Source organism: Haloarcula nitratireducens, assembly GCF_019599505.1.
In genome coordinates, this window is the sequence record NZ_RKLT01000001.1 from 673,335 (window position 1) to 698,486 (window position 25,152).

Here is a 25,152-nt window from a genome sequence, read left to right on the forward strand (position 1 = left end):
TCTCCCTGATCGGACGCGAAAACTACTCTCTCCTACGACACCGTCGCTGTTGTTCGGCGCGATGCGACATCTGTAGGACCATCTCGCAGTGCTCCCTCTGGTCGGACCCTCGCTATCGCTCCGCGGTTCTACCGATCGCCCTGTGGCTTTCGAGGACCGCGCTCCTTTCGGTCGCGCGCCTCGCGACTACGGCTCCCTGCGGTCGCCGTCGTCGTGCGGCACGGCCGCCCGACTGCTTGAGGGACCTTCGGTCTCTCCGTTCCGTCGAAGTCCGACCATCGGCCGGAATCTCGCTACTCCCGCCAATCGTCCACCTGACACTCCCGCAGTTCCGACCGTGAATGCCACGTCCGCGGGCGGAACGCGACGGCGACGCTGGCGAGATACGCGACGACGACGACAGCGGTAACGGCGACGCCGGGGACGGCTCCGATGCGGGCGCTCTCGGGCCACGGCCCCGACTGGGCGAACGACGTGACGCGGATGAACCACGCGGCGGTCACGACGCTGAACAGCGCCAGATACACCCGTCGCAGTCGGTGGGCGACGGCCTCTTCGAAGGGCACTTTCAGCGTCGGTCGGTAATAGTCCGCGCTCAGCTTCCGCCGCCACGCGCCGTCGTCGACGTCCTCCCGCGGATCGAGCCCGTGCGACCAGACGTTCTGCTGGATGAGACGCACCCGCGAGCGCCACACGTCGAACCCGCGGTAACGGTGGGCCTCGATACCGAGGAAGGCGCCGAGCGTGACCAGTCCCACTAACACGAGGTAGTGGGGGTTACTGGGGTCTGAGAACGACCACGTGAGGATGGCCGCCATGACCGTGACCGCCCAGTTCGTGGTGCGGTCGAGTCGCTCGCGCCACCGGGTCATTCGGTGGACTTCGCCGCGGTAGAGGTGGGCCATCGACGAACTCGGTCCCATCTCCCGTTCGAACAGGCCCGCGCCGAGACTCCGTTCGCGCTCGCCGCTCGGGTCGAACTCTCGATCGGTCATGTTTCTCGTTGGTCGGATTTCTCGCGGATCTCGCAGACGAACTGTTCTCTCTGCGCGTATTCTCGGTACGTCGGCGTCCCAGTCACGCAGGTTCCTCCGCCGTTCGTTCCGCTGCGCCGGTCTCCGAGCGGAGATATCCCTGCAGGTACGCGCCGGCGAACATCCCGACGACGGCGTAGAGGATGGTGACGTTACCGACGCCCAGACTGGCGTAGGCCGCGCCGGGACAGATGCCCGAGAGCCCCCAGCCGACGCCGAAGATGCCGCCGCCCAGCAGGACGTTTCGGTCCATCGACTTCACGCGCTTGCCGAACTCGCGGCCGGTCAGCGGCGCGGTCCGGTCGGTTCGCGACCCGAGCGCGAAGACGACGCCGGCGACGACGCTCGCCCCGCCCATCACCAGCAAGAGGCCGAGGTCCGACAACTGGAGGAAGCGCAGGACGACCTCCGGGCGGTACATCTGACTCAGTCCGAGGCCGAAGCCGAAGACCACGCCGCCGAGCAGGATAGCCGGCATGAACAGCGGGTGGCGACCGGCGTCGCTCGCGTCGCTCACGGCGTCACCCCCAGCGCCGCGACTATCTGTGCGGTCCCGACGGCGACGCCGACGAACGTCGCCACGTTCAGCAGCGAGGTCTCCGAGAGCGACCCCACGCCACAGACGCCGTGACCGGAGGTACAGCCCTTGCCGAGTCGCGTCCCCACGCCGACGAGGAGGCCGCCGACGAGCAGTCGCCACCACTGAACCTCGGTGGTCCAACCGAACTCGCCGAACGTCAGGCCGTAGACGGCACCGCCCAGCACGATGCCGAGCGTGAACACGACACGCCAGTCGCGGGACGACCGGAAGCGGAACTGCTGGAAGCGGGACTTCGAGGAGACGTACGACAGCGTCGATTCGAAGAACGTGCTCGCCCCGGCGATAATCCCCGTCGAGAGGTAGATGATCGCCGTGCCCGCCCCGATGAGTAGCCCGCCGAGCAGATAGTGAACCCAGCCGTTCGGGAGCAGCGTCTCGAAGACCATCTCAGTCCCTCGTCGTGGCGTCCGGTCCGAAGCGCTCGTTCGCCTCTCTCTGGTCGATAGCGACACCGCCGTCTGGGAACTGGAAGAGATCGTCGGTCATTCTGTACCTCGACGTACCCGACGGAGATACAAAAGGGTTGCTGGAGTATTGCAAAATATGCGCACGACAGCGTCCCCTACTATCGAAGAAACTCTCACACTCCCGACCCAAATCGATTTCTGTGTACATCTAGATAGACGGCCGTCCTCTCTGCCGGGGCAAAGTAGTAGCGAAGGGACAATACTCGCGTGACCGAAAGCCCTACTTCACGACCGCGGTGGGCGCTATGGACTTATCGCTCGTCCTCGCGCCGTCGCCGCATCTCGTGGCGCGTGAACTGCGGCGTCGTCAGCGCCGCCCGCCGCTGTCCGCGGAACGACCACCCGATGACGCCGAGCGTGAGAACCGTGACCGCGACCGCGAGGGCGGTCGCTTCGATAGTCGTCGTCACGAAGAGGAACGCCGCCACCGGGATCCCCGCGGCGGCGACGATGCCCAGCAGGAGCCGTACCGCCATCTGTCGGGCCAGTCCCCCGCTGTCTTCGAGTAGCGTCTCTAAGACGAGCTCGTCCCGCGCGGCGGTGTCGAGCGCCGCTTCGGCGCGCGGGAGCGCGGTCACGCTCGACCGCGCCGACTGCGTCACCGTCTCCCGTATCTCCTCGCGGAGCGCGCCACCCGCGCCGGTTGCTCCCTGCTCCATCACGTAGTCGGTGATGACCTCGATGAAGTCGAACTCCGGGTCGAGCGTGCGACAGACGCCCTCTAAGACCGTGGTCACCCGGACGACCAGCGCGAGGTCCTGCGGAAGGCGCATCGGGAACTCGTACAGCTGGCTCTCGAACTCCCCGACGAGCTGCTCGATGCGGTACTCGCTGATGTCCTCGCCGCGGAACTGCCGGATGACGATCTCGAACGCCTCGCGCATCACCTCGCGATCGGCCATCGGATCGAGCGCTCCCATCGCGACGAAGGCGTCCATCACTCGGTTCACGTCGTCGGTCGCCAGGCCCACGTAGAACTCCATCAGCTGTTCGCGGGTCCGCGAACCGAGGTGGCCGGTCATCCCGAAGTCGTAGAAGACGAGCGTCCCGTCGGGTTGGACCGCCAGGTTCCCCGGATGTGGATCGGCGTGGAAGCGCCCGTCCTCGACGATCATCCGGATGTACACCTCTTCGAGGCGCTGGACGAGTCGCTCGCGGTCGACGCCCAACTCGTCCAGTCTCGCCACGTCGTCTATCTTCACGCCGTCGACGTAGCTCATCGTCACCACGCGGTCGGTCGAGTGGCCCTCGACGACGTCGGGAATCGCCACGTCGTCGGTGTCCGCGAAGCTCTCGCCGATCTCCCGGAGCATCCGCGCCTCGTGGGCGTAGTCCATCTCCCGGCGGATGGTCGCCGCGAACTCCTCGGTGAGGTTCTCGAGCGTGAACGCCTGTGCGGGGTCGGCCCCGTAGGTCAGAATCGGCGTCAGCGTCGACAGCACGCGCAGATCAGACTCGACGCGCTCGCGGATGTCCGGTCGCAACACTTTCACGGCGACCCGCTGACCGTCGAGTTCGGCCTCGTACACCTGTCCGAGCGACGCGCCGCTGATGGGCGACGTGTCGAACTCGTCGAACCGCTCGGCCACCGGGCCGCCCAGTTCGCGTTCGAGCAGCGGTTCGATGTCGGCCCACGGGTCCGGCGGCACCTTGTCCTGCAGTTCGGCGAGCACGTCGATGTACTCCCGCGGGAGCGCGTCGGGCCGCGTCGAGAGCATCTGCCCGAGCTTGATGAACGCCGGACCGAGGTCGAGAAACGTCGCCTTCAGTCGGCGGGCGCGCTGGGTCCGGTCCTCGCTCGTGACCGAGCGCGACCGACCGACGACGACGAACCGCTTGCGGTCGCGCGCCCACGCGACCGCGAACGGGAGGAACTGCCAGCCGACGACGAGGACCCGCCACAACGCGCGGAGCGTGACGCGAAGACCCGTCGGATGTCGGGCCTCCGCGGACGGGTCGCCGGTCGGTCGCTGCGAGTCGCTCACTGCCCTACTGTCGGAGTTCACGCCAGATGAGTGTACTGGAACCCCCCGCTCAGGGCCGGAGGGATCCGAGCAGTTCGTAGTCCGTATCGGGCGTGTACTTCCGGAACGCGAGGCTGTTCGCGAGCACCGACACCGAGGAGGCCGCCATCGCCGCCGCGGCCAGCGCCGGTTGGAGCAGCCCCAGCGAGGCCAGCGGGATCATGACGGTGTTGTACCCGAGCGCCCAGAAGAGGTTCTGCTTGATCTTCTGGAGCGTCGCCGCTGAGATGCGGATGGCCTTCAGCACGTCCGCCGGGTCGTCCCGCAGCAGCGTCACGTCGGCGGCCTCGATGGCCACGTCGGTGCCGGAGCCGATGGCACAGCCGACGGCGGCCGTCGCCAGCGCGGGGGCGTCGTTGACGCCGTCGCCGACCATCATCGCCCGCGTTCCATCCGACTGTATGTCTTCGAGGGCTTCGGCCTTCTCGTCGGGCAGGACGCCGGCCATCACGTTCTCGGGGTCGATGCCGACCTCTTCGGCGACGGCGCGGGCGGTCCGCTCGTTGTCGCCGGTGATCATCCACACGTCCAGCCCGCGCTCGCGGAGGCCGCTGACGGCGGCGACGGCGCTCTCCTTGACCGTGTCCGCGTCGGCGACGACGCCGGCGAGTCGGAACTCGTCGCCGGTGTCTCGGACCCCGACCAGCATCGCCGTCTTCCCCTCGCGTTCGAGGCGGTTCATCTGCTCCTCGGCGGGGGCCGTGTCGACCCCCTCGTCTTCGAGCAGTTTGCGGTTGCCGACGAGCACCTCGCCGTGGGGCGTCGTCGCGCGCACGCCGTGGCCGGGGACGTTCTCGAACTCCTCGGCGTCGGCCACGTCGATGCCGCGTTCGCGCGCCCCCTCGACGATGGCCTGGGCCAGCGGGTGTTCGCTCCCACTCTCGGCGCTCGCGGCGAGTTCGAGGACGTACTCCTCGGTGAGTTCGGGAGCCTCGCGGAGAGCGCCGCCGTCCGCCGCGGTTTCTGGCGCACCGCCGTCGGCCGCCGCGCCGACGACCTCCACATCGGTCAGTTCCATCTCGCCTTCGGTCAGAGTCCCGGTCTTGTCGAAGACGACGGTGTCGACGTCGCGGACGGTCTCGAGCACGTCGCCGCCCTTGAACAGGACGCCGTTGCGCGCCCCGATGGTGGTCCCGACCATCGTCGCTGCGGGCGTCGCCAGCCCCAGCGCGCAGGGACAGGCGATGAGCACCGACGAGGCGAAGACGACGACGGCGAACTCGGCGACGCCGACCGTCGCGGGACCGCCGGCCGCCAGCCCCCACATCGGGAGCGCGCCGACGAACCCGGCCAGCACTTCGGGGAACAGCGCCCAGACGGCGGCCCACAGCAGGGCGTTAGCGATGACCGCCGGGACGAAGTACGCCGAGATGCGGTCGGCGAGGTTCTGAATCGCGGGCTGGCGGGACTGGGCCTGCTTGACGCGCTCGACGATCTGCTGGAGCGCCGTCTCCGAGCCGACCTTCGTCGCCTCGACTTCGAGGACGCCGTTCTGGTTCACCGTCGCGCCGATGACCTCGTCGCCCTCGCCCTTCTCGACGGGGACGGACTCGCCGGTGACCATCGACTCGTCGACGGCCGAATCCCCGTCGACGACGACGCCGTCGGTCGGCACCTTCTCGCCGGGCCGGACCTTCAGACGGTCGCCGACCTCGACCTCCGAGAGCGGGATCTCCTCCTCGGAGCCGTCCTCGCGGACGACGGTAGCGGTGTCGGCTTCCATCTCCAGCAGCTGGCGGATGGCCGCGCCGGCCTGGCTCTTCGAGCGGGCCTCGAGGTAGTTCCCGAGCGTGATGAACACGAGGATGAACGCCGCGGTGTCGAAGTACAGCCCCGTGCTGGCGATGAGGTCGAGCAGCGCGACGACGGAGTAGCCGTACGCCGTCGAGGAGCCCAGCGCGATGAGCACGTCCATGTTGGCCCGCTTGTTCTTCACGAGCGCTTTGTACGCGTTCTCGTAGAACGGCTTGCCGAGCGCGATCTGGACCGGCGTGGCGAGCGCGAACTGCACCCACCCCAACGGCGCGCCGAACAGCGTCCCCTCGAACAGGCCGAGCGAGAGCAGGTGGTCGGTCATGAAGAGCAGCAGCGGCAGGGACAGCGCCGCCCCGAACAGCGTCAGGCGGCGCTGCTTCCGGACTTCGGCGTTGCGGGCCGCGTCGCGCCGGTCGGACGACTGCTCGCCGTCACCGCCCTCGCCGTCTGCCCCGCCCTCGTCTTCCCGAACGGGCGTGTAGCCGGCCGACTCGATGGCGTCGTAGAGTTCCGAGAGAGAGACCGCGGACGGGAGATAGGTCACGTGCCCCTCGTCGGTGGCGTAGTTCACGTCCGCCGAGACGACGCCGGGCGTCCGTTCGAGGGCGTCCTCGTTGGTCTCCGCGCAGTTCGCGCACGACATGTCGGTGATGCCGACGCTCGCCGTCTCCGTGACGACGCCGTAGCCCGCGTCCTCGACGGCAGCCACGACCTCGCCGAGCGACACCGCGTCGGGGTCGTACGTGACGCTCCCCTCGTCGGTGGCGTAGTTGGCGTCGACGCTCTCGACGCCGTCTATCCCGCCGACTGCCTCCTCGATAGTGGCCGAACAGTTGGCACAGCTCATGCCGGTCAGTTCGAGCCGAACGGTTCGCTCACTCATGGTGGTGTCTAGTACGGGCTACTCTTTGATGCGCCTTTTCCCTTAGAACCTGAAGTCAATTCGAACCCATTCGGAACTATCGAAACTGCAACGGGGTGAAATATTTGATTCGTGTCGGGCCGCGCTCGGACGTTACGCTTCTTCCTTGAGCGTCTCGTACTGTTCGACGAAGCGCGCCTCACAGGAGCCACAGCAGAAGTAGTAGGGGTCGCCGTCGAGCGTCGAGCGGACGCCCTCCTCGTCGACGGTGTTGCCGCACTCGGCGCAGTCCGGCGCGAAGTCGGCGGTGCCGAGACCGGGCGTCCACTCGGTGTCGGCGACGAGTCGCACGTCGTACCGCTGGACGTCCTCGAAGTCGAGGTGCGAATCGAGGAAGCTCGGCACCGCCGACTGCGGCACCGTCGCGGTGAGCGTCACGCGACTGTCGGCGGTTCGAAAGACGTGTTCGACCGCCTCGACGTCGGCGAGCGCGTCGCGTATCGCGCCCGCGCGGCCGGGTTCGGCGTCGATCTCGACCAGCACCGGCACCCCGGAGTGGAGGAGCGACCGGTCGACGTCGACGGTGAACCCGCGGATCACGCCCATCTCGCTCAAGCGGTCGACGCGGTCGGAGACCGCGGGTGCCGAGAGGTCGACCTGTTCGGCGATGTCGCTGAACGGGCGGCGCGCGTCTGCGAGCAAGAGTCTGAGTATCTCGCGGTCGGTGTCGTCGAGTCCTCGCATGTCCGTGGCTCCTCGGCGGAGACTAATTAGTGTCCCTGTCGCTCAGAACGGGAGGCCCGCGGCGACGGCCCCCACGACCGTCTCCCAGACCGAGAAGCCGAACAGGACGCTCATCGCGAAGTCGGCGGCGAAGAAACCGAACAGCGCCGCCCCCGCGAAGTGGGCCTTCCGGAGGTCGAAGGCGTGCGAGAAGCGATAGAAGAACAGCGCGTTCGCCATGCTCACTGGGATGATGGCGAGCATCTCTCCGGTCCAGATGGCCGTCGGGAACGCGGCGTACTGGGCGGCCAGCGATATCGTGATGAGTTGGGTCTTATCGCCGAACTCGCCGAAGGCCATCAGGGCGAAGATCGGGAGGAAGCCCCCCATCTTGTTGGGGACCCGCCAGTCGAGCACGGGCACGCGAACGTCGAGTTCGCCGCCGTCGGTCAGGACGCCGCTCGCCGGTTCCTTATCGGGGGCTCCCGGTTCGGGCGCCGTCCGCACCAGCAGGTACGCGAAGACGACGAACAGCGCCGCGGTCGCGGCGTCGAGGTAGATTCCCGGGAGCAGTTCGGTGACGGTCTGTCCGAGCCAGATCTCCACCGCCGTCCACCCGGCGAAGGCGGTGCCCGCCGCGGCGACGACCATGTACGGGTTGAAGCGCGTCGAGAGGCCCGCGATGATGAACTGGACCTTCTCGCCCGGCAGGACCGCCAGTTGCGCGCCGGCCGCGATGAAGACGACCGTCAGCCACGTCGCCTCGCTCACGCACCGCTCACCTCGGCGACTGCGTCGTCGCGGCTCCGGACCTGAATCGCGTCCGCGATGTGGTCCGGCAACGAGACCGTCTCACCGTCCGCTAAGCGCACCGTCACCATGCCGATGGGCGCGACCTCCTCGACGGCGAGGTCGGTCCCCGGCGTGATACCGACCCGGTCCAGATACGTGAGTTCCTCCGCGTCGCGGTCGCGAACGCGGACGACTTCGAGGCGCGCGCCCTCGCCGTGGTCGGCCAGCACGGCCGCCGGAACGTCGTCGATGGGGTCGAGTTGGTCGTTGGGGATCGGATCGCCGTGAGGGTCGACGGTGGGTTCGTCCAGCGCGGCGGCGACGCGTCGCTCGAACTCCTCGCTGATGTGGTGTTCGAGAATCTCGGCCTCCTCGTGGACCTCCGACCAGTCGTAGCCCAACTCCTCGGTCAGGAACGTCTCCAGCAGACGGTGGTGACGGATGACCTCCAGCGCGATCGTCTCACCCTCCGGCGTGAGGGTGACGCCCTTGTACTTCTCGCGTTCGACCAGGTCGCGCTCTTCGAGTTTCTCGACCATGCTCGTCGCCGTCGGCGGCGTCACGCCCACCGTCTCCGCGATGGTCGAGGTGGCCACGGGCGGGTCACCCTCCCGTTCGAGGCGGTAGATAGCCTTCAGATAGTCCTCCATCTTCGCACTCAGCATACGCCGTTTTAGCCGTGTCTAACACAAAAGGATGGCGCAGGCTAAGTGTGAGTTTCGCGGAGAGCTACCATCGTTTCTCGTCCTCGGCGCGGTACGTTTGCCGGCGGTTCCGGGTCAGCAACCAGAGGAATAGGTAGCCGATAGCACCGAGGGCGAACACCGTCGCCGGGATGAGAAACGGTCCGAACGTTCGCACCAGCAAGTCGAGTCCCGACGTGACGGCCATGCGCCGGATTGGGACGCCCGACGGATAAACGACGAGGATGCGAGACGGGGATGCGGACTACTCGGCAGGTACAAGCCACCGGCGGACGAACGCTGCGCCATGTACCGACCGGGTCACTACGGCGCGGCGCTGCTCGCCTACGCGCCGTTAGGATTCGCGCTCCTGTCGTTCGATCTCCCCGGCCTCGCGGTGCTCGGCGGCGCGCTCTCGCTCGCTCTCGCACCGGTCCCCGACCTCGATCAGCGTATTCCGCTGATCAGGCACCGCGGCGTGACTCACACGCTCCTGTTCGCCCTCGTCGTCGGTGGCGTCCTCGGGGCCGTCGGATGGGTCGCGGGCACCGGGGCAGGCGTCGAGACGGCGAGGCGACTGGCGGCGTTCGGCGGGGTCGTCGGTACCGTCGCCATCCTCTCGCACCTGCTCGCCGACGTCATCACGCCGATGGGGATAACCCCGTTCTGGCCGCTCTCGCGGAGGAACTACACGCTTCGGCTCGCCCGTGCGGACAACGCGATAGCGAACTACCTGTTGCTCGCACTCGGCGTGTTCGCGGTCGCGCTCGTCGTCTCCGTCTCGCGCCCGGCGCTCCCGCCCGCTTAGATGAGGTCGCGGCTCTCTAAGGAGGCCATCACGTCGTCGACGAGCGAATCGACGTTCTCGTAGGGGAAGTCGCCGTCGAGTTTCGTGTTGAGTTCCATCGCCGTCATCGAGAAGTCGCCCGACTCGAACTTCGTCGAGGGGCCGTTCGGCAGCGCTGGGATGAGCCCCATCGGACTGGAGATGGGGTAGTCGGCGTCCTCGAAGGCCTCGGTGAACTGCTCGCGGAGTTCGTCTCTATCGACCATAATCGTTTGACCCATTGCACAAGCCGTTTCATAAAGGGTTCGACATCGGTACACTTTCCCGTTGTTCTGAGTTTATTCGAGGGCGGCGAACTTTCTTGCTCGTCGACGCCCTCTCTCGCGTATGAATGGCCCCACTCGCCGTCAGTTCCTCGCCGGCGCTGGACTCGCGCTCACCGGTCTCGCCGGTTGCACCGGTCCCGGTGACGGCGCCGGCGGGCAGGCGACGCCGACGCGGACCCCGGACGACTCGCTGTCGGCCATCGAACTCGGCGTCGACCCGGTGGCCTCGGGGTTCACCGCGCCGGTAGACGTCGTCGCGCCGCGCGAAGACGAGTACTTCGTCGTCGATCAGGCCGGACAGATAGCGTATCTCGGTCCCGACGCCGACGAACCGACGCCGGCGCTCGACGTCGCCGATCGGATGGTCGACGTGAGCGGCTACGACGAGCGGGGCCTCCTCGGGATGGCGATTCATCCCGACTACGACGGGTCGGGGCGGGCGTTCGTCAGGTACAGCGCGCCCCGACGCGAGGGGACGCCGGCGAACTACTCGCACACGTTCGTCCTCTCGGAGTTCGCCGTTTCCGACGGCGCGCTCGACCCCGACAGCGAGCGGCCGATACTGGAGATCCCGGAACCGCAGTCCAACCACAACGCGGGGTCGGTCGGGTTCGGGCCGGACGGCTACCTCTACGTCGGCGTCGGCGACGGCGGCGGGGGCGGCGACGTCGGGACCGGTCACGTCGAGGACTGGTACGACGCCGTCGACGGCGGCAACGGACAGGACGTCACCGAGAACTTACTCGGGAGCATCCTCCGCATCGACGTGGATAGCGAGGGCGAAAACGGTCGGCCCTACGGGATTCCGGATGACAATCCGCTGGTCGGCCGGTCGGGACTCGACGAGCAGTTCGCGTGGGGTTTTCGGAACCCGTGGCGGTTCTCCTTCGGCCCCGACGGGAGGTTCTTCGTCGCCGACGTGGGCCAGTCGCGCTACGAGGAGGTAGACGTCGTCGAGGCCGGCGGCAACTACGGCTGGAACGTCCGCGAGGGCCGGAGCTGCTATCAGGCCGAGGAGTGCCCGTCGGAGACGCCAGACGGGACGCTCCTTCGGTCGCCGATCATCCAGTATCCCCACGACGGCGGCGCGGTGTCGGGCATCTCCGTCATCGGCGGCTATCTGTACGACGGCGACGCCGTTCCGGCGCTCACCGACCGCTACGTCTTCGCCGACTGGCGGGCGAACGGCGACCTGTTCGTCGGCACCGACACCGGCGAGTCGCGGTGGTCGGTGACGGCGGTCCCCGTCACGGACGGCGAGATGGGGTCGAACGTCCTCTCGTTCGGTCGGACGCCGAGCGGGGAACTCCTCGTCTGCTCGACGGACGAGGGCGGCCTCTCGGGTTCGACCGGCGCGGTCCATCGGCTACGGGGAGCCTGAGAGGCGGGGAACCGCACGGACGAGTGAAGGCGGCGATCAGGTCAGCGCGACCGCCGACCCTCGTCCGTGTCCCGGCGCGCCATTCGTTCGGCCGACTCGCGGTCGGTTTCGACCCGCTGTTCGCCCTCGCTACGCACCAGTAGAAACAGCGCGAGCGGTGCGGCGAGCGCGAGGACCAGGGAGACGAGCGCGACCAGTCCGGTCGCCATCTCAGCCGAGGAAGACGTCGGCGAGGTCGCTCGCCGCCGACCCGGTGTCTCGGTACAGCTCCGAGTAGCCGCAGTTCGTACACGAGACGACGCGGAACTCGTTGGTCTGGACGTCGAACATCTTCGAGATGCCGCCGCCGGTCGTGGAGATGCGACCGACGTCGGTGCCGGTGTGACCGCACTTCGGGCAACCGCCGTCGCTATCGCTGTCGTCGGAGGGCGTATCGGGGACCATACGTCTTCGAATTCGCGTGGCCCCCTTACAAATCTATTCCCCCGTGGAAATCCCTCTCACCCGTCGGGAATCGGCCGCCGGAACGCCGCTCGCCGGGATTCAGTCGTCGGCGGCGACCGGTTCGCCGTGGCTCACCTCGTCGCCCAGCAGGTCCATGAACTGCGCGACCCACTCGGGGTGGTCGGGCCAGGCCTGCCCGGTGACGAGGTTCCGGTCGGTGACGACGCCGTCGACCCACGAACAGCCGGCGGCCTCGCACTCGGCGCGACAGGCCGGGTACGACGTCATCTCGTAGCCGTCCAGCACGTCGGCGGCGGCGAGGATCTGCGGGCCGTGACAGAGCGCCGCGACGGGCTTGTCCGCCTCGAAGAAGTGCTGGACCGCCTCGATGACCTCGTCGTGGGTGCGGAGGTACTCGGGGGCGCGGCCGCCGGGGACGACGAGGGCGTCGTAGTCGCTCGGGTTCACGTCGGCCATCGTCGCGTTCAGTTCGAAGTTGTGGCCGCGGCTCTCCATGTAGGTCTGGTCGCCGCGGAAGTCGTGGATCGCCGTCTTGATCGTGTCGCCGGCCTCCTTCTGCGGACAGACGGCGTCTACCTCGTGGCCCACCGTCTGCAGCGTCTGGTACGGGACCATTATCTCGTAGTCTTCGCCGAAGTCGCCGACGATCATGAGGATGTCTTTGCCCATTGGTATCACCACACGGAGCTACGGTCGGCGGCGGCATAAAGGCGTAGGCCAGCCAACAGGAACGGCTGTGACGGGCGACGTTCGGCCGCGTCAGCGGACGGCGTCGAGAACCTCGTCCACGTCGGCCAGCGAGTCGAGGACGTAGTCGGGGGTCACGTCGCTCCGTTTGAGGGCCGCGTCGTCGCTGACGCCCGATCGGACGAGCGCCGTCGTCATCCCCGCGCGCTCGCCCATTCGGATGTCCGTATCGAGTCGGTCGCCGACGACCAGACACTCCTCGGGGTCGCAACCGATCCGGGAGAGCGCGGCGTCGACGGCCACGGAGGAGGGCTTGCCGAGGACGCGGTCGGGGTCGCGCTCGACGACGCCCGCGACGGCTCGAATTATCGCGCCGGACCCCGGTATCGGATTCCCGTCGGCGTCGGGAAACGTCCGGTCGGGGTCGGTCCCGAGGAACGCGGTGTCGTCGTCGAGGACGCGAAGCGCGTCGTGCATGTCTCGATAGTGAAACTCGTCGGTCCACGACGCGAGCAACACGTCCGCCGCGCCGCCGGGGTCGGTCACCAGTACGGCGTCGGTCGCTCGAATCCGCTCGCGGAGCGACGGCGACCCGACGACGAAGACGCCGTCCCCGCCGTGGTGTTCGTCTAGGTATTCCCGCGTGACTTCCGCCGACGAGCAGGCCTCTCCCTCGCGGGCGTCGACGCCCAGCGACCGGAGTCGCTCGACGTACTCCGCGCCGTCGTGGAGCGGGTTGTTCGAGAAGAAACAGACCGAGAGACCCCGGTCGCGGATGCGGGAGACGGCGTCGGCCGCCCCGGGCAACAGGTTGTCGTCGTGGTATACCGTCCCGTCGAGGTCCAGAATCACGCCCCGGAGTGTCATCGACCGACGTAGGGAGCCGAGACGCAAAAACCCCGCCTCACTCGATCAGTTCGACGCCGGCGAACTCGAAGCGCGCGCCGCCGCGCTCGCTCTCGGCCAACTCGACGGACCACCCGCGGGCCCGTGCGACCTGCCAGACGACGGCGAGACCGATACCGGTTCCCTCACCTGCGGACTCCCCCATCCCGAAGACGGCCGCCGACGCGGCGATACCGATGCCGTCAATCATCGCTGAAGCCGGGCGTCGTGCCCGCCGGCTCGCCCGCCGCGGAGGTGCCAGTGGGCGGTCCAGAGCACCCACGCGCTGAACAGCAGTGAGCCGAACAGTTCGGGGACCGCGAGCCCGCCGCGGGACAGCCCGCCGCCCGAGAGCCACCACCACCAGACGCCGACGTGGAGCGCCACCAGCGCGACGGTTCCCGCGGCTCGCCCGATCGCGCCGGCGAGCGCGTTGCCGACGGCGTAGAGTGCCATCGTCACCATCGACGCCAGGTAGAGCGTGATCGCTGCCGGGCCGTGAAGCGGTTGCGCGTACGGGAAGACGCCGACGCCGACCATCCCCAGCAGCGCGACGCAGAGCGGAAGCGCGGCGAGCCGTTCCGCGAGGTTCGCGCTCTCGACCCAGAGCGTGTAGGAAAACAGCAGACCCACGAGTCCGCCGAGAACGAGGCCGCCGTCGAACAGCAGCGTCGTCACCGGCGTCGCCACGGGGTCGCCGGGTTGCCCGAGGTTCGACAGCGCGTGGTCCGTCCACGCGAAGGACGGCGAGGCGAGCGTCGCGCCCGCTATCGCGGCGTTCGTCAGGACCACCGACGCGACGCCGGCCCACCCGCCGAACCGATCCAGGGTATCGTCTGATTCGCTCACGATATCAACTATCCACGCCCAGTCAGTTGTAAGGATTCTGGAAAGGGTTAGTCCAGCCACAGCGGCCGGGGCGGCGCGAGGGCGAACTCGGTGCCGGGGCTGTAGTGAAACAGCGGGTCGCCCGCCGGGTCCGGCAGGCCGAGCGTCCGCAACAGCGGCCCGCTCGCGTCGGCGTCGACGGTCCGGAGCGGCCACGGGTCGTGACCGACGCTCCCGACGAGGCGCGTGCCGAGGGGGTCCGCCGCGAAGTACCGCTGTCGCTCGACGAGGAACGAAGCGAGCGAGTCCGGCGGGGCCGTCGTCGCCTCGCCGTCGGTCGGCGCGTATCGGAGGTCGAGCGCCCGCTGACCGTCCACGTCGAGGGTCCGCCGCGAGGGGGACTCGCTACCGTCCGCCTCGTGAGTGAGCGCGCCGTCGCGGTACGGGAGGCGGAGCGCCGGCGCGGCCGTCGCGGTCGTGAACGCGTCGTCGGTGAACAGCGCGAGAAAGCGAACGCCGCGCTGACCGTTCGGGCCGCGAACGTAGGTTCTGACGTTGACCGCGTGGGCCGGTCGGGTCAGTTCGAAACCGAACGACGAGACGCCGCTGACGGTGTGGGCGAGCGCCGTCACCCACGCGTCGCCGTCGGCCGTTTCGACGGTGAGCCAGTCGGGTAGCGACCGCGAGAGGGCGTCGGCCTCGACCGGCCAGTGACAGAAACAAGCGTCAGTTACCGTCGCGGAGAGCGGCGTCACCGAAAGCACGGGACGAACTCGGCGCGCCGAGATAATCAGTCTGCCGGGCCTCGCGGCCCGTAATTCTATGTGGAAGTCGGCCGCACGTTCGGACATGGAGTTCGAGGTGATTCAGGGCGACATCGCCGCACAGTCGGCGGACGCACTCGTCAACGCCGCGAACACGAGCCTCCGGATGGGATCGGGCGTCGCCGGCGCGCTCAAGCGCGCGGCGGGAGGCGGCCTCGACAAAGAGGCCGTCAGCAAGGGTCCGGTCGGCCTCGGCGGCGTCGCCGCGACCGACGCGTACGAACTGGACGCGGAGTACGTCATCCACGCCGCCGCGATGCCGCCCGGCGGCCAGTCGACGGGCGAGAGCATCCGCGACGCCGCCCGGAACGCGCTCGCGGAGGCCGACGCGCTGGGCTGTGAGTCGGTCGTCCTCCCCGCGATCGGCTGTGGCATCGCCGGCTTCGACTTCGACTCCGGCGTCCGGATCATCTGCGAGGAGATCGCCGCGTTCGAACCCGACTCGCTCTCCGACGTGCGGCTCGTCGCCTACGACGACACCGACTACGAGGCGATGCGCCGCATCGCCGACGAGGTGCGCGAGTGAGCGACGGTGAACCGGAGAGAGACGACCGGACGAGCAACGGCGGCGACACCGAAGACGCCGACCGGCCGGTCGTCTGCCCGATCTGCGGTGCCGACTTCGAGTCGGTCTCCATCCACGACGAGGGCGTGATGGTCAACCTCCTCGACAACGACCGGTTCCAGCGGGTCTGCTTCCAGCCGGTCAGCGACGACGAGGGGACCCCGCTGGTCCGTTTTTTCCACCACACGCACGAACAGGCCGGGACCGGGCAGTCCGGCACGCCGGGCGGGCGGGTCCCCTGAGATCGCTCCGAGAGATCGCCTGCTCGCGGGTCACTTCGTTCCCCGCTGCGCTTTGTCGAGGGTCCTCACTCCGTTCTGACCCTCGCTACTGCTCCGCGGTTCCCTGCGGTCACCGCTCCGCCGAGGGCCGCTCCCGTTGGTCGCGCCCCTCGCTATTCGTGCCCTGACACCCGCACAGCCTCGTAGGGCACCTCCAGCCACTTCACGTCGCTCGAATCGAGGTCGATATCGAGCGCCTCGACGGCCTGCTCTAAGTGCTCGATGCTCGTCGTCCCGATGATCGGCGTGTCGACCCACTCCTTATCGAGGAGCCACGCCAGCGCGACCTGGGCCATCGTTGCATCGAGTTCGTCGGCGAGTTCCTGGACGCGCTCGTTCACCTCGCGGCCGCCGCCCTCGAAGTACGGGTGCTCGCGGGCGTAGTCGTCCGACTGGCCGCGCGCGGTCGCCTCGAACTCCTCGTGGGGCCGGGTGAGGTAGCCCCGCGCCAGCGGACTCCACGGCATCACGCCGATGCCCTCTTTATCACACAGCGGCAGCATCTCCCGCTCTTCCTCCCGGTACAGGAGGTTGTAGTGGTTCTGCATCGTCTCGAACCGCTCGAGGCTCTCCCGCTCGCTCACCCGCAGCGAGTCGGCGAACTGGTGCGCCCACATCGAGGACGCGCCGGGGTAGCGGATATCGCCGCGCCGCACCGCGTCGTCGAGGACGCGGAGCGTCTCCTCGATCGGCGTGTCGTAGTCCCAGCGGTGTATCTGGTAGAGATCGACGGTGTCCATGTCGAGTCGCTCCAGCGAGTTCGAGAGTTCCTGCTCTAAGGCCTTCCGCGAGAGCCCGCCGGAGTTGGGATTGCTGTCGTCCATCTGGAAGAACCCCTTCGTGGCGACGACGGCCGAATCCCGCTCGTAGTCCGCGAGAACGTTGCCGAGGACGCGTTCGGACTCGCCCCGCGAGTACATGTTCGCGGTGTCGAAGAAGTTGATGCCGAGGTCGATGGCGCGCTCGATGATGTCGCGGCTCTCGGGTTCGTCCAGTACCCAGTCGCGCCACTCCGAAGTGCCGAAGCTCATACAGCCCAGACAGAGGCGGCTGACCTCCGTGCCGGTGGAACCGAGGGTGGTGTACTCCATACGCAAAGGCGGGCCGCTTCGGACAAAAGTGACGGGGCGGTCGAGAGCGAAGGCGCGGCGTGGCGCTCAGAGCGCGTCGGCGTTCACGCCCGCGACGTAGCGCCGGGCCGCCGCGTAAGCCGCGATAGCCAGCGCGACGCTCCCGAAGACGTGGCCGTAGGTCAGCAGCGTCGGGCTGTCGACGGCCAGTTTCGCCACCGTCGTCGTCGGGTGCTCGGGGAGGACCACCGCCGCGCCGAACACGACGAGGGTCAGCACGGAGTAGAGCAGTTGCGCGGGTCGACGACGCTGCAGCGACACGCCGAGCGTGACGCCGAGCGTGACCACGACCGCCGCGATGGCGGTGACGAACAGGAGCAACAGCGAGACGTTCGCCACCGGAATGCCGTTAGCCGCGAGCAGCGCCACCCACAGCAGCGCCTGTAACGGGGCGATGAGCACCATACCGAGCGCCTTCCCGTCCACGACGTCGACGAGCGACACCGGCGCGACGCGCAGCAGTTCGAGCGTCCCGCGCTCCATCTCCTCGGTGACGGTGTCAACGGCCACCGACCCGCTGATGAACGGCGGGAGGAAGAGCAGCAGCGGAATCAACACGGTGTAGGTGAAGCCGAAGTACGGGCTGGCGGCGACTTCGGACGGGAGCGGAACGGGCGGCTCGTCGAGCGACTCGACCCTGTCGGCCCGCACCTGTCGTTCGAGCGTGTTCAGCACGCGGCGCACCTCGACGACGACGAGCGTCGAGCGGATCGACCCCTCCGGGACGCGCGCCGTGACGGCGACGCGCTGGCCGCCGCCACCGGCGCTATCTACGTACTCGGCCTGTAACAGCGCGTCCACGCGACCTTCCTGAAACGCCAGTTCGGCTTCGGTGGGGTTCTCGTAGTGGACCGCGTTCGAGCCCTCCCGTTCGCGCGCTGCGTCCAGCAGCGCGTCGTGGGCCTCGCCGGTGACGGCCATCTCCACCTCGCCCGTCGAGACGGAACCGGGGTCGTACAGCGACGTGAGCCCGACGACGAGAAAGGAGGAAAAGGCCGCGACGAACAACTGGATGAGCAGCGCGAGGACGATTGTCTTCTCGCGGGAGAGCGAGGCAACGTCCCGGCGAGCGACGACGAGTCGCGGGTCGCGGTACCACGGGCGGCCCTCAGACAAGGGCGGTCACCACCGTGAGGTTGTAGGTGAAGTGAACGAGAACGGCCACCCCGACACCGGCGACGTACGCGGTCCGGCCCCGCTGGGCACCGACCGAGGAGATGGCCGCCGTCACCGCGTGCAGCGCCAGCGGCGCGAGGAGGAAGAGGAGCGCCACCAGCCAGAGCGGGACGCCGGCGGGCGGCGTCGCGCCTTGAAGAGCGGCGTTACCGATGGGCAGTTCCTCTAAGTTCGAGAGGCGCGCGATGAGCAGGCCCTTCTCCGCGAGGAAGAATCCGAGTCCCGAGAGCGCGCCGAGACCGATAGCGGAGCGAAGCGTGCGCTCGTAGCGGGCGTTGACGTAGCCCGCGTAGACGTGGAGGCTCTTCGCCACCTCCTCGATGAGCGCGACGACGAGGAGGACGAGGACGATCCCGAGCGTCTGGTTCGTCCCGAAGACGTTCAGCGAGACCGAATCGAGGACGAACAGGAACGCGACGGCGGTCAGTTCGGCGACGACGACGAACGGGAGCAGGACGGCGCTCATCTTCGCCGCGCTCCCGCGAGAGGAGATGCGCCCCGAGAGCGAGTCGAGCACCTTCAGCGGGATCGGGCGCTGGGTGAACATGTCCTCCTCGCGGTAGAGACCCGCCCCGAGACCGAACAGCACGAGCGCGGTCAGCAGCGGCGGTACCGCCGAGAACGCGAACTCCGCGAGGCCCACCGACTGCCCCGTGAGGTCCATCACGACGAGCGTCAGCGGCGAGATGAGCGCGATGGGCGTCACGTCGGTGAAGATGGCCGGCACGAACGCGTAGGAGGTCAGCGAGACGGTTATCGTGACCGTGACGAACGTGAGCTCCTTGAACGACCGGGCGAACATCGCGCCGCAGAACGTCGCCGCGAGGAAGAGCAGGGCGATGGGCAACACCGCGAGCACCGCGATCGGACTCGCGCTCGGCGCGATACCGGTCGCGAAGAGCGTCGCCGTGATGGCCGTCGCCACGGCCATCGCGCCGAGGAAGTACGGCAGCGTCTTGCCCGTGATGATGTCGCCGCGCGAGGCCGGCGTCACCAGCAGTAGTTCGCCCCGGCGGTTCAACCGCTCCGAGAGCATCGACGACCCGTACGCCTGGATGACGAAGTTCATCGGGACGATGTAGAGGAAGGCGAGCACCAGCGACTCGAAGGGGAACGGCGGCGAGATATCGGAGGGGGTCCCGCCCCGCACGTCGCCGGTCAGTCGCGCGCCGAGACCGCCGAGGTTCGCACCGCCCCCGCCCGCCGCGCCGTCGCCGGCTGCGCCGCCCCCGCCGGTTCCCGCGCCGCCATCTGCGCTCCCGTCACCGCTACCAGTGCCACTGCCACCGTTACCAGCACTGCCGTCACCGTTCGTACCGCCATCGCCGGCTCCACCGGTCGCACCGCCGGCCGTCCCGTCGCCGCCGAGCGAATCCACGCCGTCCTGCTCGGCGTAGACGAGCGTCACGGCCACCGGGAACGCCGCCGTCCGGTTGTCGTCGCGGGCGAGTCGCCGGTCGTTGTACCGCTCGGTGCTGTCGCGCAACGCCGTGAGCGCGGCGGCCTGTTTCGCCGAACGGATCTCGGTTACGCGCCGGGCCCCGTCGAAGGCAAGTTCCTGCTCGCCTCGGCGGACGGCCCGTAGGTCCGGGCTCTGAACGCGGAAGCTCCCGTCGTCGGCCGCGACCCCGTAGTACGGGCTCGACTCCTCGACGCCGACGCGGTAGATCCCGGCGTCCAGTCCCGTCGCGCCGCCGGCGACGGAGAGACCGGCGACCGCGCCCATCGAGACGATGGCGAGCGCCGTGATGGCGACGGTCCGTTTATCCACGCCGCCCGCGTTCTTCGTCACTTCCCAGCGCGCGACGCGCAGGACCTTCTCCCACCGCATCTACGCCGCGTCCTCCCCGACGTAGCGGCTCCCCGCCGTCCCCGCTTCCGCGACGTTGAGGAACACGTCCTCCAGACTGGACTCCTCGGTGCGGATGTCGACGACGTCGCCGCCCGCGGACTCGGCGGCGGCGCGGGTCTCCTCGACGGCCTCCATGCTCTCGACGACGCGACAGTAGCGGCCGTTCTCCCTCGCGGCGTCGGGCACTTCGACGGTGGTGTAGACGTGATAGCGCGTCTCGCCGTACTCGGCCTGCAGGGTATCGAGGTCCCCGCGGGCGACGATCTCACCCTCGTTCATGATGGCGACGCGGTCGCAGATAGATTCGACGTGATAGAGGTTGTGCGCCGAGAAGACGATTGTCTTCCCCTCCCTCGCTAACTGCTCGGTGAACTCGATGACGTAGTTCGTCGTCAGCGGGTCCAGTCCGGACGCGGGCTCGTCGTAGATCAGCACGTCCGGGTCGTTGATGAGCGAGCGGGCGATGGCCACCTTCCGCTTCATCCCCTTGGACATGTCGCCGAGTTTCCGCTCGCGGTGCTCTAGGTCCAGTTCGTCGAGCGTCTCGTGCATCCGCTCCTCGGCGACGTCGCCGGGCACGTCGTAGAGGTCCGCGAAGAACGAGAGGTAAGAGACGGGGGTCATCTCCTCGTACAGCGGCGACTCCTCGGGCAGAAATCCCAGTCGCTCCCGCATCTCCGTCGTCTCCGTGTCCAGTCCGGCTATCTCCGCGTCGCCGGCGGTCGGTTCCAGCAGACCGGCGAGCATCTTCAGCGTCGTCGTCTTCCCGGCCCCGTTCGGTCCGATGACGCCGAACACTTCGCCTCTCCCCACCGAGAACGAACTCCCCTTCACGGCGACGAAGTCGCCGTACTCCTTCCGTAATTCGCGGGCCTCTATCATCTTGCCGGCGGTTGTGACCGGACCAACCTATACCTTGGTCCCGTCCTATCTCGTCTGATAATGGCGTGCTCACTGGGAGACACCGCGGTCGAACTGACGTCGACGCCGGACGGACGCCGCCTCGTCGTCCGCCGGGTCGTCGACGCGCCGGTCGAAGCGGTCTGGGAGGCGCTGACCGACACCGAGCGGTGGCCGGAGTGGGGGCCCTCGATAACCGCCGTCGACTGCGACGACCGACACGTCCGCGCCGGAACGACCGGACGCGTCAGAGTCGTCGGCGGACTCTGGCTACCCTTCGAGATCGAGACCTGCGAGAACTACCGGTGGACGTGGACCGTCGCGCGCGTCCCCGCGACCGGTCACTTCGTCGATCCACACCAAGACGGCTCCGTCGTCGGGTTCGAACTCCCCGTCCTCGCCGCCGGCTACGTGCCGGTCTGCGCCCGAGCGTGCGCTCGGCTGGCCGATGTCGCGAAGACCGCCCGGAACGGCGAGTGACCCACCTCGCCGTCGGAACCGGGTCTACTGTTCGACGATGCGCGCGTCCGATACGCGGTGGATGTCGTCGTCGATACCGCTCCCGTCGCAGTCCTCGTTCGGGCAGCGATAGTGCCAGCCGTCCTCTGTGGCCGCTCGCTCGGCGAACCGGTCGCCGCAGTCGTCACAGTACAGCTGCCCGTCCGAGCAGGTGTCGAGGTGGAGTTCGAGTTCGAGTTCCGTGCTGAACGTCCGCTTGCAGTTCCGGCAGGTGTGGGGCATATGCGAACGTTCATATTCTGGCCTTATAGCTACACCGGAACGTTCACGTCACTCGGTTCGTTCCGCCGAAAAACCGCCACGTCCGGCGGTTTTCCGCTCATCTGTCCATTTGTTCGTCCCGATTTCGCCGGTCGGCGGGCGAGCGGTGGACCGGTTCAGACGGTCTTACCGACGCACTCGTCAGCGCACAGTCACCTCGGCGCGCACCCCGCCCGACTCGCTCTCGGTGAGGTCGAGCGTCCACCCGCGTTCGGCCGCGACCCGAGCGGCGACGAACAGGCCGTAGCCTTCGTTCCCCGGGACCGTGCTGTATCCCTGTTCGAGCGCTTCGTCGCGGTCCGCTGCGGGGATCCCCGGCCCGTCGTCGGCGACGGAGAAGCCGCCGTCGGCGTCGCCGACCGTGACGGTCACGTCGGGACCGGCGTGGACGAGGGCGTTTTCGAAGAGGCGTTCGAAGACGAGCCGGAGCGAATCGGGGTCGGTCTCGACGCTCCCGTCCGTCTCGACGCGGAGCGTCGCCTCGTTCGCACTCATTCCGGTCCACGCCTGTTTGGCCGCGTCGGCGAGGGCGACAGACTCGACGTGGTCGACCGGCCCCGAGGCGATCGCGACCGCCCGAAGCTCGTCCAGCAGCGCCTCGATGCGGCCGACCGAGCGCGCCATCGCGTCTCGATGCGTCTCCTCGACGTCGAGCAGTTCGAGCCGGCCGCTGACGACGTTCAGCGGGTTCTTCGCGTCGTGAGCGACGCCCCTGACGAGACGCTCCCAGCGGTCGGCCGCCGCTACCCCATCGCGCGAGGGCGTTCGGCGGAGCGCGCGGAGCCGAGCGGCCAGTTCACCGGCGCTGTCCTCGTCGCGCCAGCGGACGTAGTCGCTGACACCGGCGGATAGCGCCGTCTCGATCCGCTCCGCGTCTATGTCCGTCCCGACCGCCACTACCGGCAGCGACGCGCCGTGTTCGCGGACGCGGTCGAGCGTCTCGACGGCGTCCTGTACCGGCGGTCCATCGCCGACGACGACCGCGCCGACGCCGCCGGAGTCGAGTCGGTCGAGGAGGGCCTCGTCTCCGACGCGCTCCGCGCGCAGGTCGTCGAACTCACCCAGCGCCGTCGGCAACTCGGCCGTGCTTACCGATTCGAACCCGGTCAGTACGACGGTCCACGGAGTCCCCTGCTCGGTCATTCAGCGCACGTACGAAAAGCGAGGATAAGAAAGGGCGGGTTACAGCAGGTCCTCGACGTGGTCGGCGACTTCCTCCGGCGTGTCGCCTACGGGCACTCCGTTGTCCTCCAGCGCGTTGATCTTCGATTCGGCGGTGCCGGTGCCGCTCCCGGAGACGATAGCGCCGGCGTGACCCATGCGCTTGCCCGGCGGGGCCGTGCGGCCGGCGATGAAGCCGACGACCGGCGTGTCCATGTGCTCGCCGATGTAGCGGGCGGCCTCCTCCTCGTCCTCGCCGCCGATCTCGCCGCACATCGCGACGGCGTGGGTGTCGGGGTCGTCCTCAAACAGTTCCAGCGCGTCGATGAAGTCCGTTCCGATGATGGGGTCCCCGCCGATACCGACGGCGGTCGACTGCCCCAGACCGCGCTCGGTGAGGTTGTCGACGACCTGATAGGTCAGCGTGCCCGACCGGGAGACCAGCCCGACGTTACCCGACGAGAAGATGTTCCCCGGCAGGATGCCGAGCTTGGCGACGCCGGGCGTGATGAGACCCGGGCAGTTCGGCCCGATGAGGTGCGTGTCGGTCTCCTGCAGTTTGCGGTAGACCCGAGCCATGTCCTGGGTCGGGACGCCCTCGGTGATGGCGACGACGAGGTCCAGTCCCTTCGCGTCGAGCGCCTCGAAGCAGGCGTCGGCCGCGAACGCGGGCGGGACGAACACGACGGAGGCGTTGGCGTCCTCCTCGCGGGCGGCCTGCTGGACCGTGTCGTAGACCGGTACGCCGGCGACTTCCTGCCCGCCTCGGCCGGGGACGGCACCGGCGACGACGTTGGTCCCGTACTCCATCATCTGTTCGGTGTGGAACTTCCCTTCCCCACCGGTGATACCCTGCACCACGACGCGCGTGTCTTCGTCGACTAGAACACTCATGCTTCGACCTCCTGTGCGTACTCGACCGCGCGCTGGACGGCGTCCTCCAGCGTGTGCTCGACCGTCACGAGGTCCTCGTTCAGGATCTCCATCCCCTCCTCGGCGTTCGTCCCCGCGAGGCGGACGACGACCGGCTTGGGAATCTCGTCGAACTGTTCGAGGGCCTGATTGATACCCTGTGCCACCTCGTCACCGCGGGTGATGCCGCCGAAGATGTTGAAGACGACCGAATCGACGTTCTCGTCGGAGAACACCATGTCGAGGGCGTTGGCGATGCGGTCGGCTTTCGCGCCGCCACCCACGTCGAGGAAGTTGGCGGGCGAGCCGCCGTAGTGGTCGACGAGGTCGAGCGTCGTCATCACGAGGCCCGCGCCGTTGCCGATGATGCCGACGTTGCCCGAGAGCCGGACGTAGTCGAAGCCGTACTCGTCGGCTTTCTGTTCGAGTTCGTCGCCCTCCGCGGCCTCCTCGCCCATCTCGGCGATTTCGGGCTGACGGAACAGGGCGTCGTCGTCGACGTTCATCACCGCGTCGGCGGCGATGACCTCGTCGTCGCTCGTGATCATCAGCGGGTTGACCTCGACGTCGCTGCCGTCGCGGTCGTCCCACAGTTGGTAGAGCGTCGTCAGCACCGAGGCCACGTCGTTGGCTACGTCGCGGTCGACGCCTGCCTCGTAGACGACTTTCCGGGCCTGGAACGGGTGCATCCCGAAGGCGGGGTCGATGTGCTCGCGGGCGATGGCGTCGGGGTCCTCCTCGGCCACTTCCTCGATATTGACGCCGCCCTTCGTCGAGACCATGGCGACCGGCCTGCCCTCGCCGCGGTCCATCGTCACGCCGACGTACAGCTCGTCGACGAAGTCGACGGCCTCCTCGACGAGCACCGTCGAGACGTGGTAGCCCTTGAGGTCCATCCCGATGATGTCCTCGGCGGCCTGGCGGGCCTCTTCCTCGTCCTCGACGAGCTTGATGCCGCCGGCCTTCCCGCGGCCGCCGACGTGAACCTGTGCCTTGATGGCGACCGGATAGCCGATCTCCTCGGCCGCTTCGACGGCCTCGTCGACTGTCTCGGCCAGTTTCGCTGCGGGCGTGGGGACTCCCGCGTCGGCGAAGACCTGCTTCGCCTGATACTCGTGTAAGCGCATGTCATGCGAAGTGGGGCGCGGTGGCGGTTTAAATCCGTCTGTATCGGTTCGCCCCGCCGGAACCTCGACCGTCGAGACGTTTCCGAACGTCGAAGAATTTCTTCGCGACGCGGACGATCCGACACGTGACCTCGACGGAGTGGA

At 68.3% G+C, this 25,152-nt stretch carries 30 protein-coding genes; 5 read left to right on the forward strand and 25 right to left on the reverse strand.

Annotated features, from left to right (window positions below):
• Window positions 1-293: 293 nt before the first annotated feature.
• The 9 genes from EGH23_RS03500 to EGH23_RS03540 all read right to left on the reverse strand — a co-directional run bounded on the left by EGH23_RS03500 (window position 294) and on the right by EGH23_RS03540 (window position 9,149).
• Complete coding sequence (locus EGH23_RS03500) at window positions 294-995, reverse strand: DUF2270 domain-containing protein (RefSeq protein WP_220578630.1); 702 nt, start codon at window positions 993-995, stop codon at window positions 294-296.
• Window positions 996-1,077: 82 nt separating this feature from the next.
• A complete protein-coding gene (locus tag EGH23_RS03505) occupies window positions 1,078-1,512 on the reverse strand; it encodes a DUF6691 family protein (RefSeq protein ID WP_220579217.1) in 435 nt (144 codons plus the stop codon).
• Window positions 1,513-1,547: 35 nt separating this feature from the next.
• The gene (locus EGH23_RS03510) at window positions 1,548-2,021 is read right to left on the reverse strand and encodes a YeeE/YedE family protein (protein ID WP_236044601.1); all 474 of its coding nucleotides are present in this window, start codon (window positions 2,019-2,021) and stop codon (window positions 1,548-1,550) included.
• A 332-nt stretch (window positions 2,022-2,353) separates the two neighbouring features.
• A complete protein-coding gene (locus tag EGH23_RS03515) occupies window positions 2,354-4,087 on the reverse strand; it encodes an ABC1 kinase family protein (RefSeq protein ID WP_220578632.1) in 1,734 nt (577 codons plus the stop codon).
• Between the two features lie 49 nt (window positions 4,088-4,136).
• Window positions 4,137-6,764 (reverse strand): heavy metal translocating P-type ATPase, encoded by a 2,628-nt coding sequence (locus EGH23_RS03520; RefSeq protein WP_220578633.1) that lies wholly within the window; start codon window positions 6,762-6,764, stop codon window positions 4,137-4,139.
• A 132-nt stretch (window positions 6,765-6,896) separates the two neighbouring features.
• The gene (locus EGH23_RS03525; RefSeq protein WP_220578634.1) at window positions 6,897-7,487 is read right to left on the reverse strand and encodes a winged helix-turn-helix transcriptional regulator; all 591 of its coding nucleotides are present in this window, start codon (window positions 7,485-7,487) and stop codon (window positions 6,897-6,899) included.
• Between the two features lie 42 nt (window positions 7,488-7,529).
• On the reverse strand, window positions 7,530-8,237 hold the full coding sequence (locus tag EGH23_RS03530; RefSeq protein ID WP_220578635.1) for a TMEM165/GDT1 family protein: 708 nt from the start codon (window positions 8,235-8,237) through the stop codon (window positions 7,530-7,532).
• Entirely contained in the window at window positions 8,234-8,923 is a 690-nt protein-coding gene (locus tag EGH23_RS03535) for a metal-dependent transcriptional regulator (RefSeq protein ID WP_220578636.1), read from the reverse strand. The genes EGH23_RS03530 and EGH23_RS03535 overlap by 4 nt, the downstream gene beginning before the upstream one ends.
• Window positions 8,924-8,987: 64 nt before the next feature.
• Window positions 8,988-9,149: a hypothetical protein gene (locus tag EGH23_RS03540; RefSeq protein WP_220578637.1), complete on the reverse strand. Its 162-nt coding sequence runs from the start codon at window positions 9,147-9,149 to the stop codon at window positions 8,988-8,990.
• A gap of 99 nt (window positions 9,150-9,248) precedes the next feature.
• Between EGH23_RS03540 and EGH23_RS03545 the strand changes: the two genes are divergently transcribed.
• Complete coding sequence (locus tag EGH23_RS03545) at window positions 9,249-9,749, forward strand: metal-dependent hydrolase (protein ID WP_220578638.1); 501 nt, start codon at window positions 9,249-9,251, stop codon at window positions 9,747-9,749.
• On the opposite strand, the gene EGH23_RS03550 is transcribed toward EGH23_RS03545, so the two are convergent.
• Window positions 9,746-9,994, reverse strand: coding sequence for an MTH865 family protein (locus EGH23_RS03550; RefSeq protein ID WP_220578639.1), 249 nt, complete (start codon window positions 9,992-9,994; stop codon window positions 9,746-9,748). The two genes, EGH23_RS03545 and EGH23_RS03550, sit on opposite strands and share 4 nt — an antisense overlap.
• A gap of 121 nt (window positions 9,995-10,115) precedes the next feature.
• Between EGH23_RS03550 and EGH23_RS03555 the strand changes: the two genes are divergently transcribed.
• On the forward strand, window positions 10,116-11,435 hold the full coding sequence (locus tag EGH23_RS03555) for a PQQ-dependent sugar dehydrogenase (RefSeq protein ID WP_220578640.1): 1,320 nt from the start codon (window positions 10,116-10,118) through the stop codon (window positions 11,433-11,435).
• Between the two features lie 41 nt (window positions 11,436-11,476).
• Here the strand turns inward: EGH23_RS03555 and EGH23_RS03560 are convergent, their stop codons facing one another.
• The 7 genes from EGH23_RS03560 to EGH23_RS03590 form a co-directional block, all read right to left on the reverse strand.
• Window positions 11,477-11,644 (reverse strand): DUF8143 family protein, encoded by a 168-nt coding sequence (locus tag EGH23_RS03560; protein ID WP_220578641.1) that lies wholly within the window; start codon window positions 11,642-11,644, stop codon window positions 11,477-11,479.
• Between the two features lies 1 nt (window position 11,645).
• The gene (locus EGH23_RS03565; protein WP_220578642.1) at window positions 11,646-11,879 is read right to left on the reverse strand and encodes a zinc ribbon domain-containing protein; all 234 of its coding nucleotides are present in this window, start codon (window positions 11,877-11,879) and stop codon (window positions 11,646-11,648) included.
• 99 nt (window positions 11,880-11,978) lie between these two features.
• A complete protein-coding gene (locus EGH23_RS03570; protein ID WP_220578643.1) occupies window positions 11,979-12,569 on the reverse strand; it encodes a DJ-1/PfpI family protein in 591 nt (196 codons plus the stop codon).
• 90 nt (window positions 12,570-12,659) lie between these two features.
• Window positions 12,660-13,454: an HAD-IIA family hydrolase gene (locus EGH23_RS03575; protein ID WP_220578644.1), complete on the reverse strand. Its 795-nt coding sequence runs from the start codon at window positions 13,452-13,454 to the stop codon at window positions 12,660-12,662.
• Between the two features lie 37 nt (window positions 13,455-13,491).
• A complete protein-coding gene (locus tag EGH23_RS03580; protein WP_220578645.1) occupies window positions 13,492-13,683 on the reverse strand; it encodes a hypothetical protein in 192 nt (63 codons plus the stop codon).
• Entirely contained in the window at window positions 13,680-14,321 is a 642-nt protein-coding gene (locus EGH23_RS03585; protein ID WP_220578646.1) for a DUF998 domain-containing protein, read from the reverse strand. The genes EGH23_RS03580 and EGH23_RS03585 overlap by 4 nt, the downstream gene beginning before the upstream one ends.
• Before the next feature lie 47 nt (window positions 14,322-14,368).
• Window positions 14,369-15,064 (reverse strand): DUF2071 domain-containing protein, encoded by a 696-nt coding sequence (locus EGH23_RS03590; RefSeq protein WP_220578647.1) that lies wholly within the window; start codon window positions 15,062-15,064, stop codon window positions 14,369-14,371.
• Between the two features lie 85 nt (window positions 15,065-15,149).
• Between EGH23_RS03590 and EGH23_RS03595 the strand changes: the two genes are divergently transcribed.
• The gene (locus tag EGH23_RS03595) at window positions 15,150-15,650 is read left to right on the forward strand and encodes a macro domain-containing protein (protein ID WP_220578648.1); all 501 of its coding nucleotides are present in this window, start codon (window positions 15,150-15,152) and stop codon (window positions 15,648-15,650) included.
• The gene (locus tag EGH23_RS03600) at window positions 15,647-15,931 is read left to right on the forward strand and encodes a DUF8145 family protein (RefSeq protein ID WP_236044603.1); all 285 of its coding nucleotides are present in this window, start codon (window positions 15,647-15,649) and stop codon (window positions 15,929-15,931) included. The genes EGH23_RS03595 and EGH23_RS03600 overlap by 4 nt, the downstream gene beginning before the upstream one ends.
• 152 nt (window positions 15,932-16,083) lie before the next feature.
• Here EGH23_RS03600 and EGH23_RS03605 read toward each other — a convergent pair whose 3' ends face one another.
• The 4 genes from EGH23_RS03605 to EGH23_RS03620 form a co-directional block, all read right to left on the reverse strand.
• On the reverse strand, window positions 16,084-17,061 hold the full coding sequence (locus EGH23_RS03605; RefSeq protein WP_220578649.1) for an aldo/keto reductase: 978 nt from the start codon (window positions 17,059-17,061) through the stop codon (window positions 16,084-16,086).
• A 66-nt stretch (window positions 17,062-17,127) separates the two neighbouring features.
• Complete coding sequence (locus tag EGH23_RS03610) at window positions 17,128-18,216, reverse strand: ABC transporter permease (protein ID WP_220578650.1); 1,089 nt, start codon at window positions 18,214-18,216, stop codon at window positions 17,128-17,130.
• On the reverse strand, window positions 18,209-20,107 hold the full coding sequence (locus tag EGH23_RS03615) for an ABC transporter permease (RefSeq protein WP_220578651.1): 1,899 nt from the start codon (window positions 20,105-20,107) through the stop codon (window positions 18,209-18,211). The genes EGH23_RS03610 and EGH23_RS03615 overlap by 8 nt, the downstream gene beginning before the upstream one ends.
• Window positions 20,108-21,010 (reverse strand): ABC transporter ATP-binding protein, encoded by a 903-nt coding sequence (locus EGH23_RS03620; RefSeq protein WP_220578652.1) that lies wholly within the window; start codon window positions 21,008-21,010, stop codon window positions 20,108-20,110. It abuts the gene before it with no gap.
• Between the two features lie 60 nt (window positions 21,011-21,070).
• Between EGH23_RS03620 and EGH23_RS03625 the strand changes: the two genes are divergently transcribed.
• Window positions 21,071-21,508: an SRPBCC family protein gene (locus tag EGH23_RS03625; protein WP_220578653.1), complete on the forward strand. Its 438-nt coding sequence runs from the start codon at window positions 21,071-21,073 to the stop codon at window positions 21,506-21,508.
• Window positions 21,509-21,532: 24 nt separating this feature from the next.
• Here EGH23_RS03625 and EGH23_RS03630 read toward each other — a convergent pair whose 3' ends face one another.
• The 4 genes from EGH23_RS03630 to sucC all read right to left on the reverse strand — a co-directional run bounded on the left by EGH23_RS03630 (window position 21,533) and on the right by sucC (window position 25,008).
• Window positions 21,533-21,769 (reverse strand): transcriptional regulator, encoded by a 237-nt coding sequence (locus EGH23_RS03630; protein ID WP_162316317.1) that lies wholly within the window; start codon window positions 21,767-21,769, stop codon window positions 21,533-21,535.
• A 180-nt stretch (window positions 21,770-21,949) separates the two neighbouring features.
• Window positions 21,950-22,951: a sensor histidine kinase gene (locus EGH23_RS03635; protein WP_220578654.1), complete on the reverse strand. Its 1,002-nt coding sequence runs from the start codon at window positions 22,949-22,951 to the stop codon at window positions 21,950-21,952.
• 39 nt (window positions 22,952-22,990) lie between these two features.
• Window positions 22,991-23,863, reverse strand: a complete 873-nt coding sequence (gene sucD / locus EGH23_RS03640; RefSeq protein WP_220578655.1) for a succinate--CoA ligase subunit alpha — start codon at window positions 23,861-23,863, stop codon at window positions 22,991-22,993.
• A complete protein-coding gene (gene sucC, locus EGH23_RS03645) occupies window positions 23,860-25,008 on the reverse strand; it encodes an ADP-forming succinate--CoA ligase subunit beta (protein ID WP_220578656.1) in 1,149 nt (382 codons plus the stop codon). Before sucC ends, sucD begins: the two co-directional genes overlap by 4 nt.
• Between the last annotated feature and the right edge of the window lie 144 nt (window positions 25,009-25,152).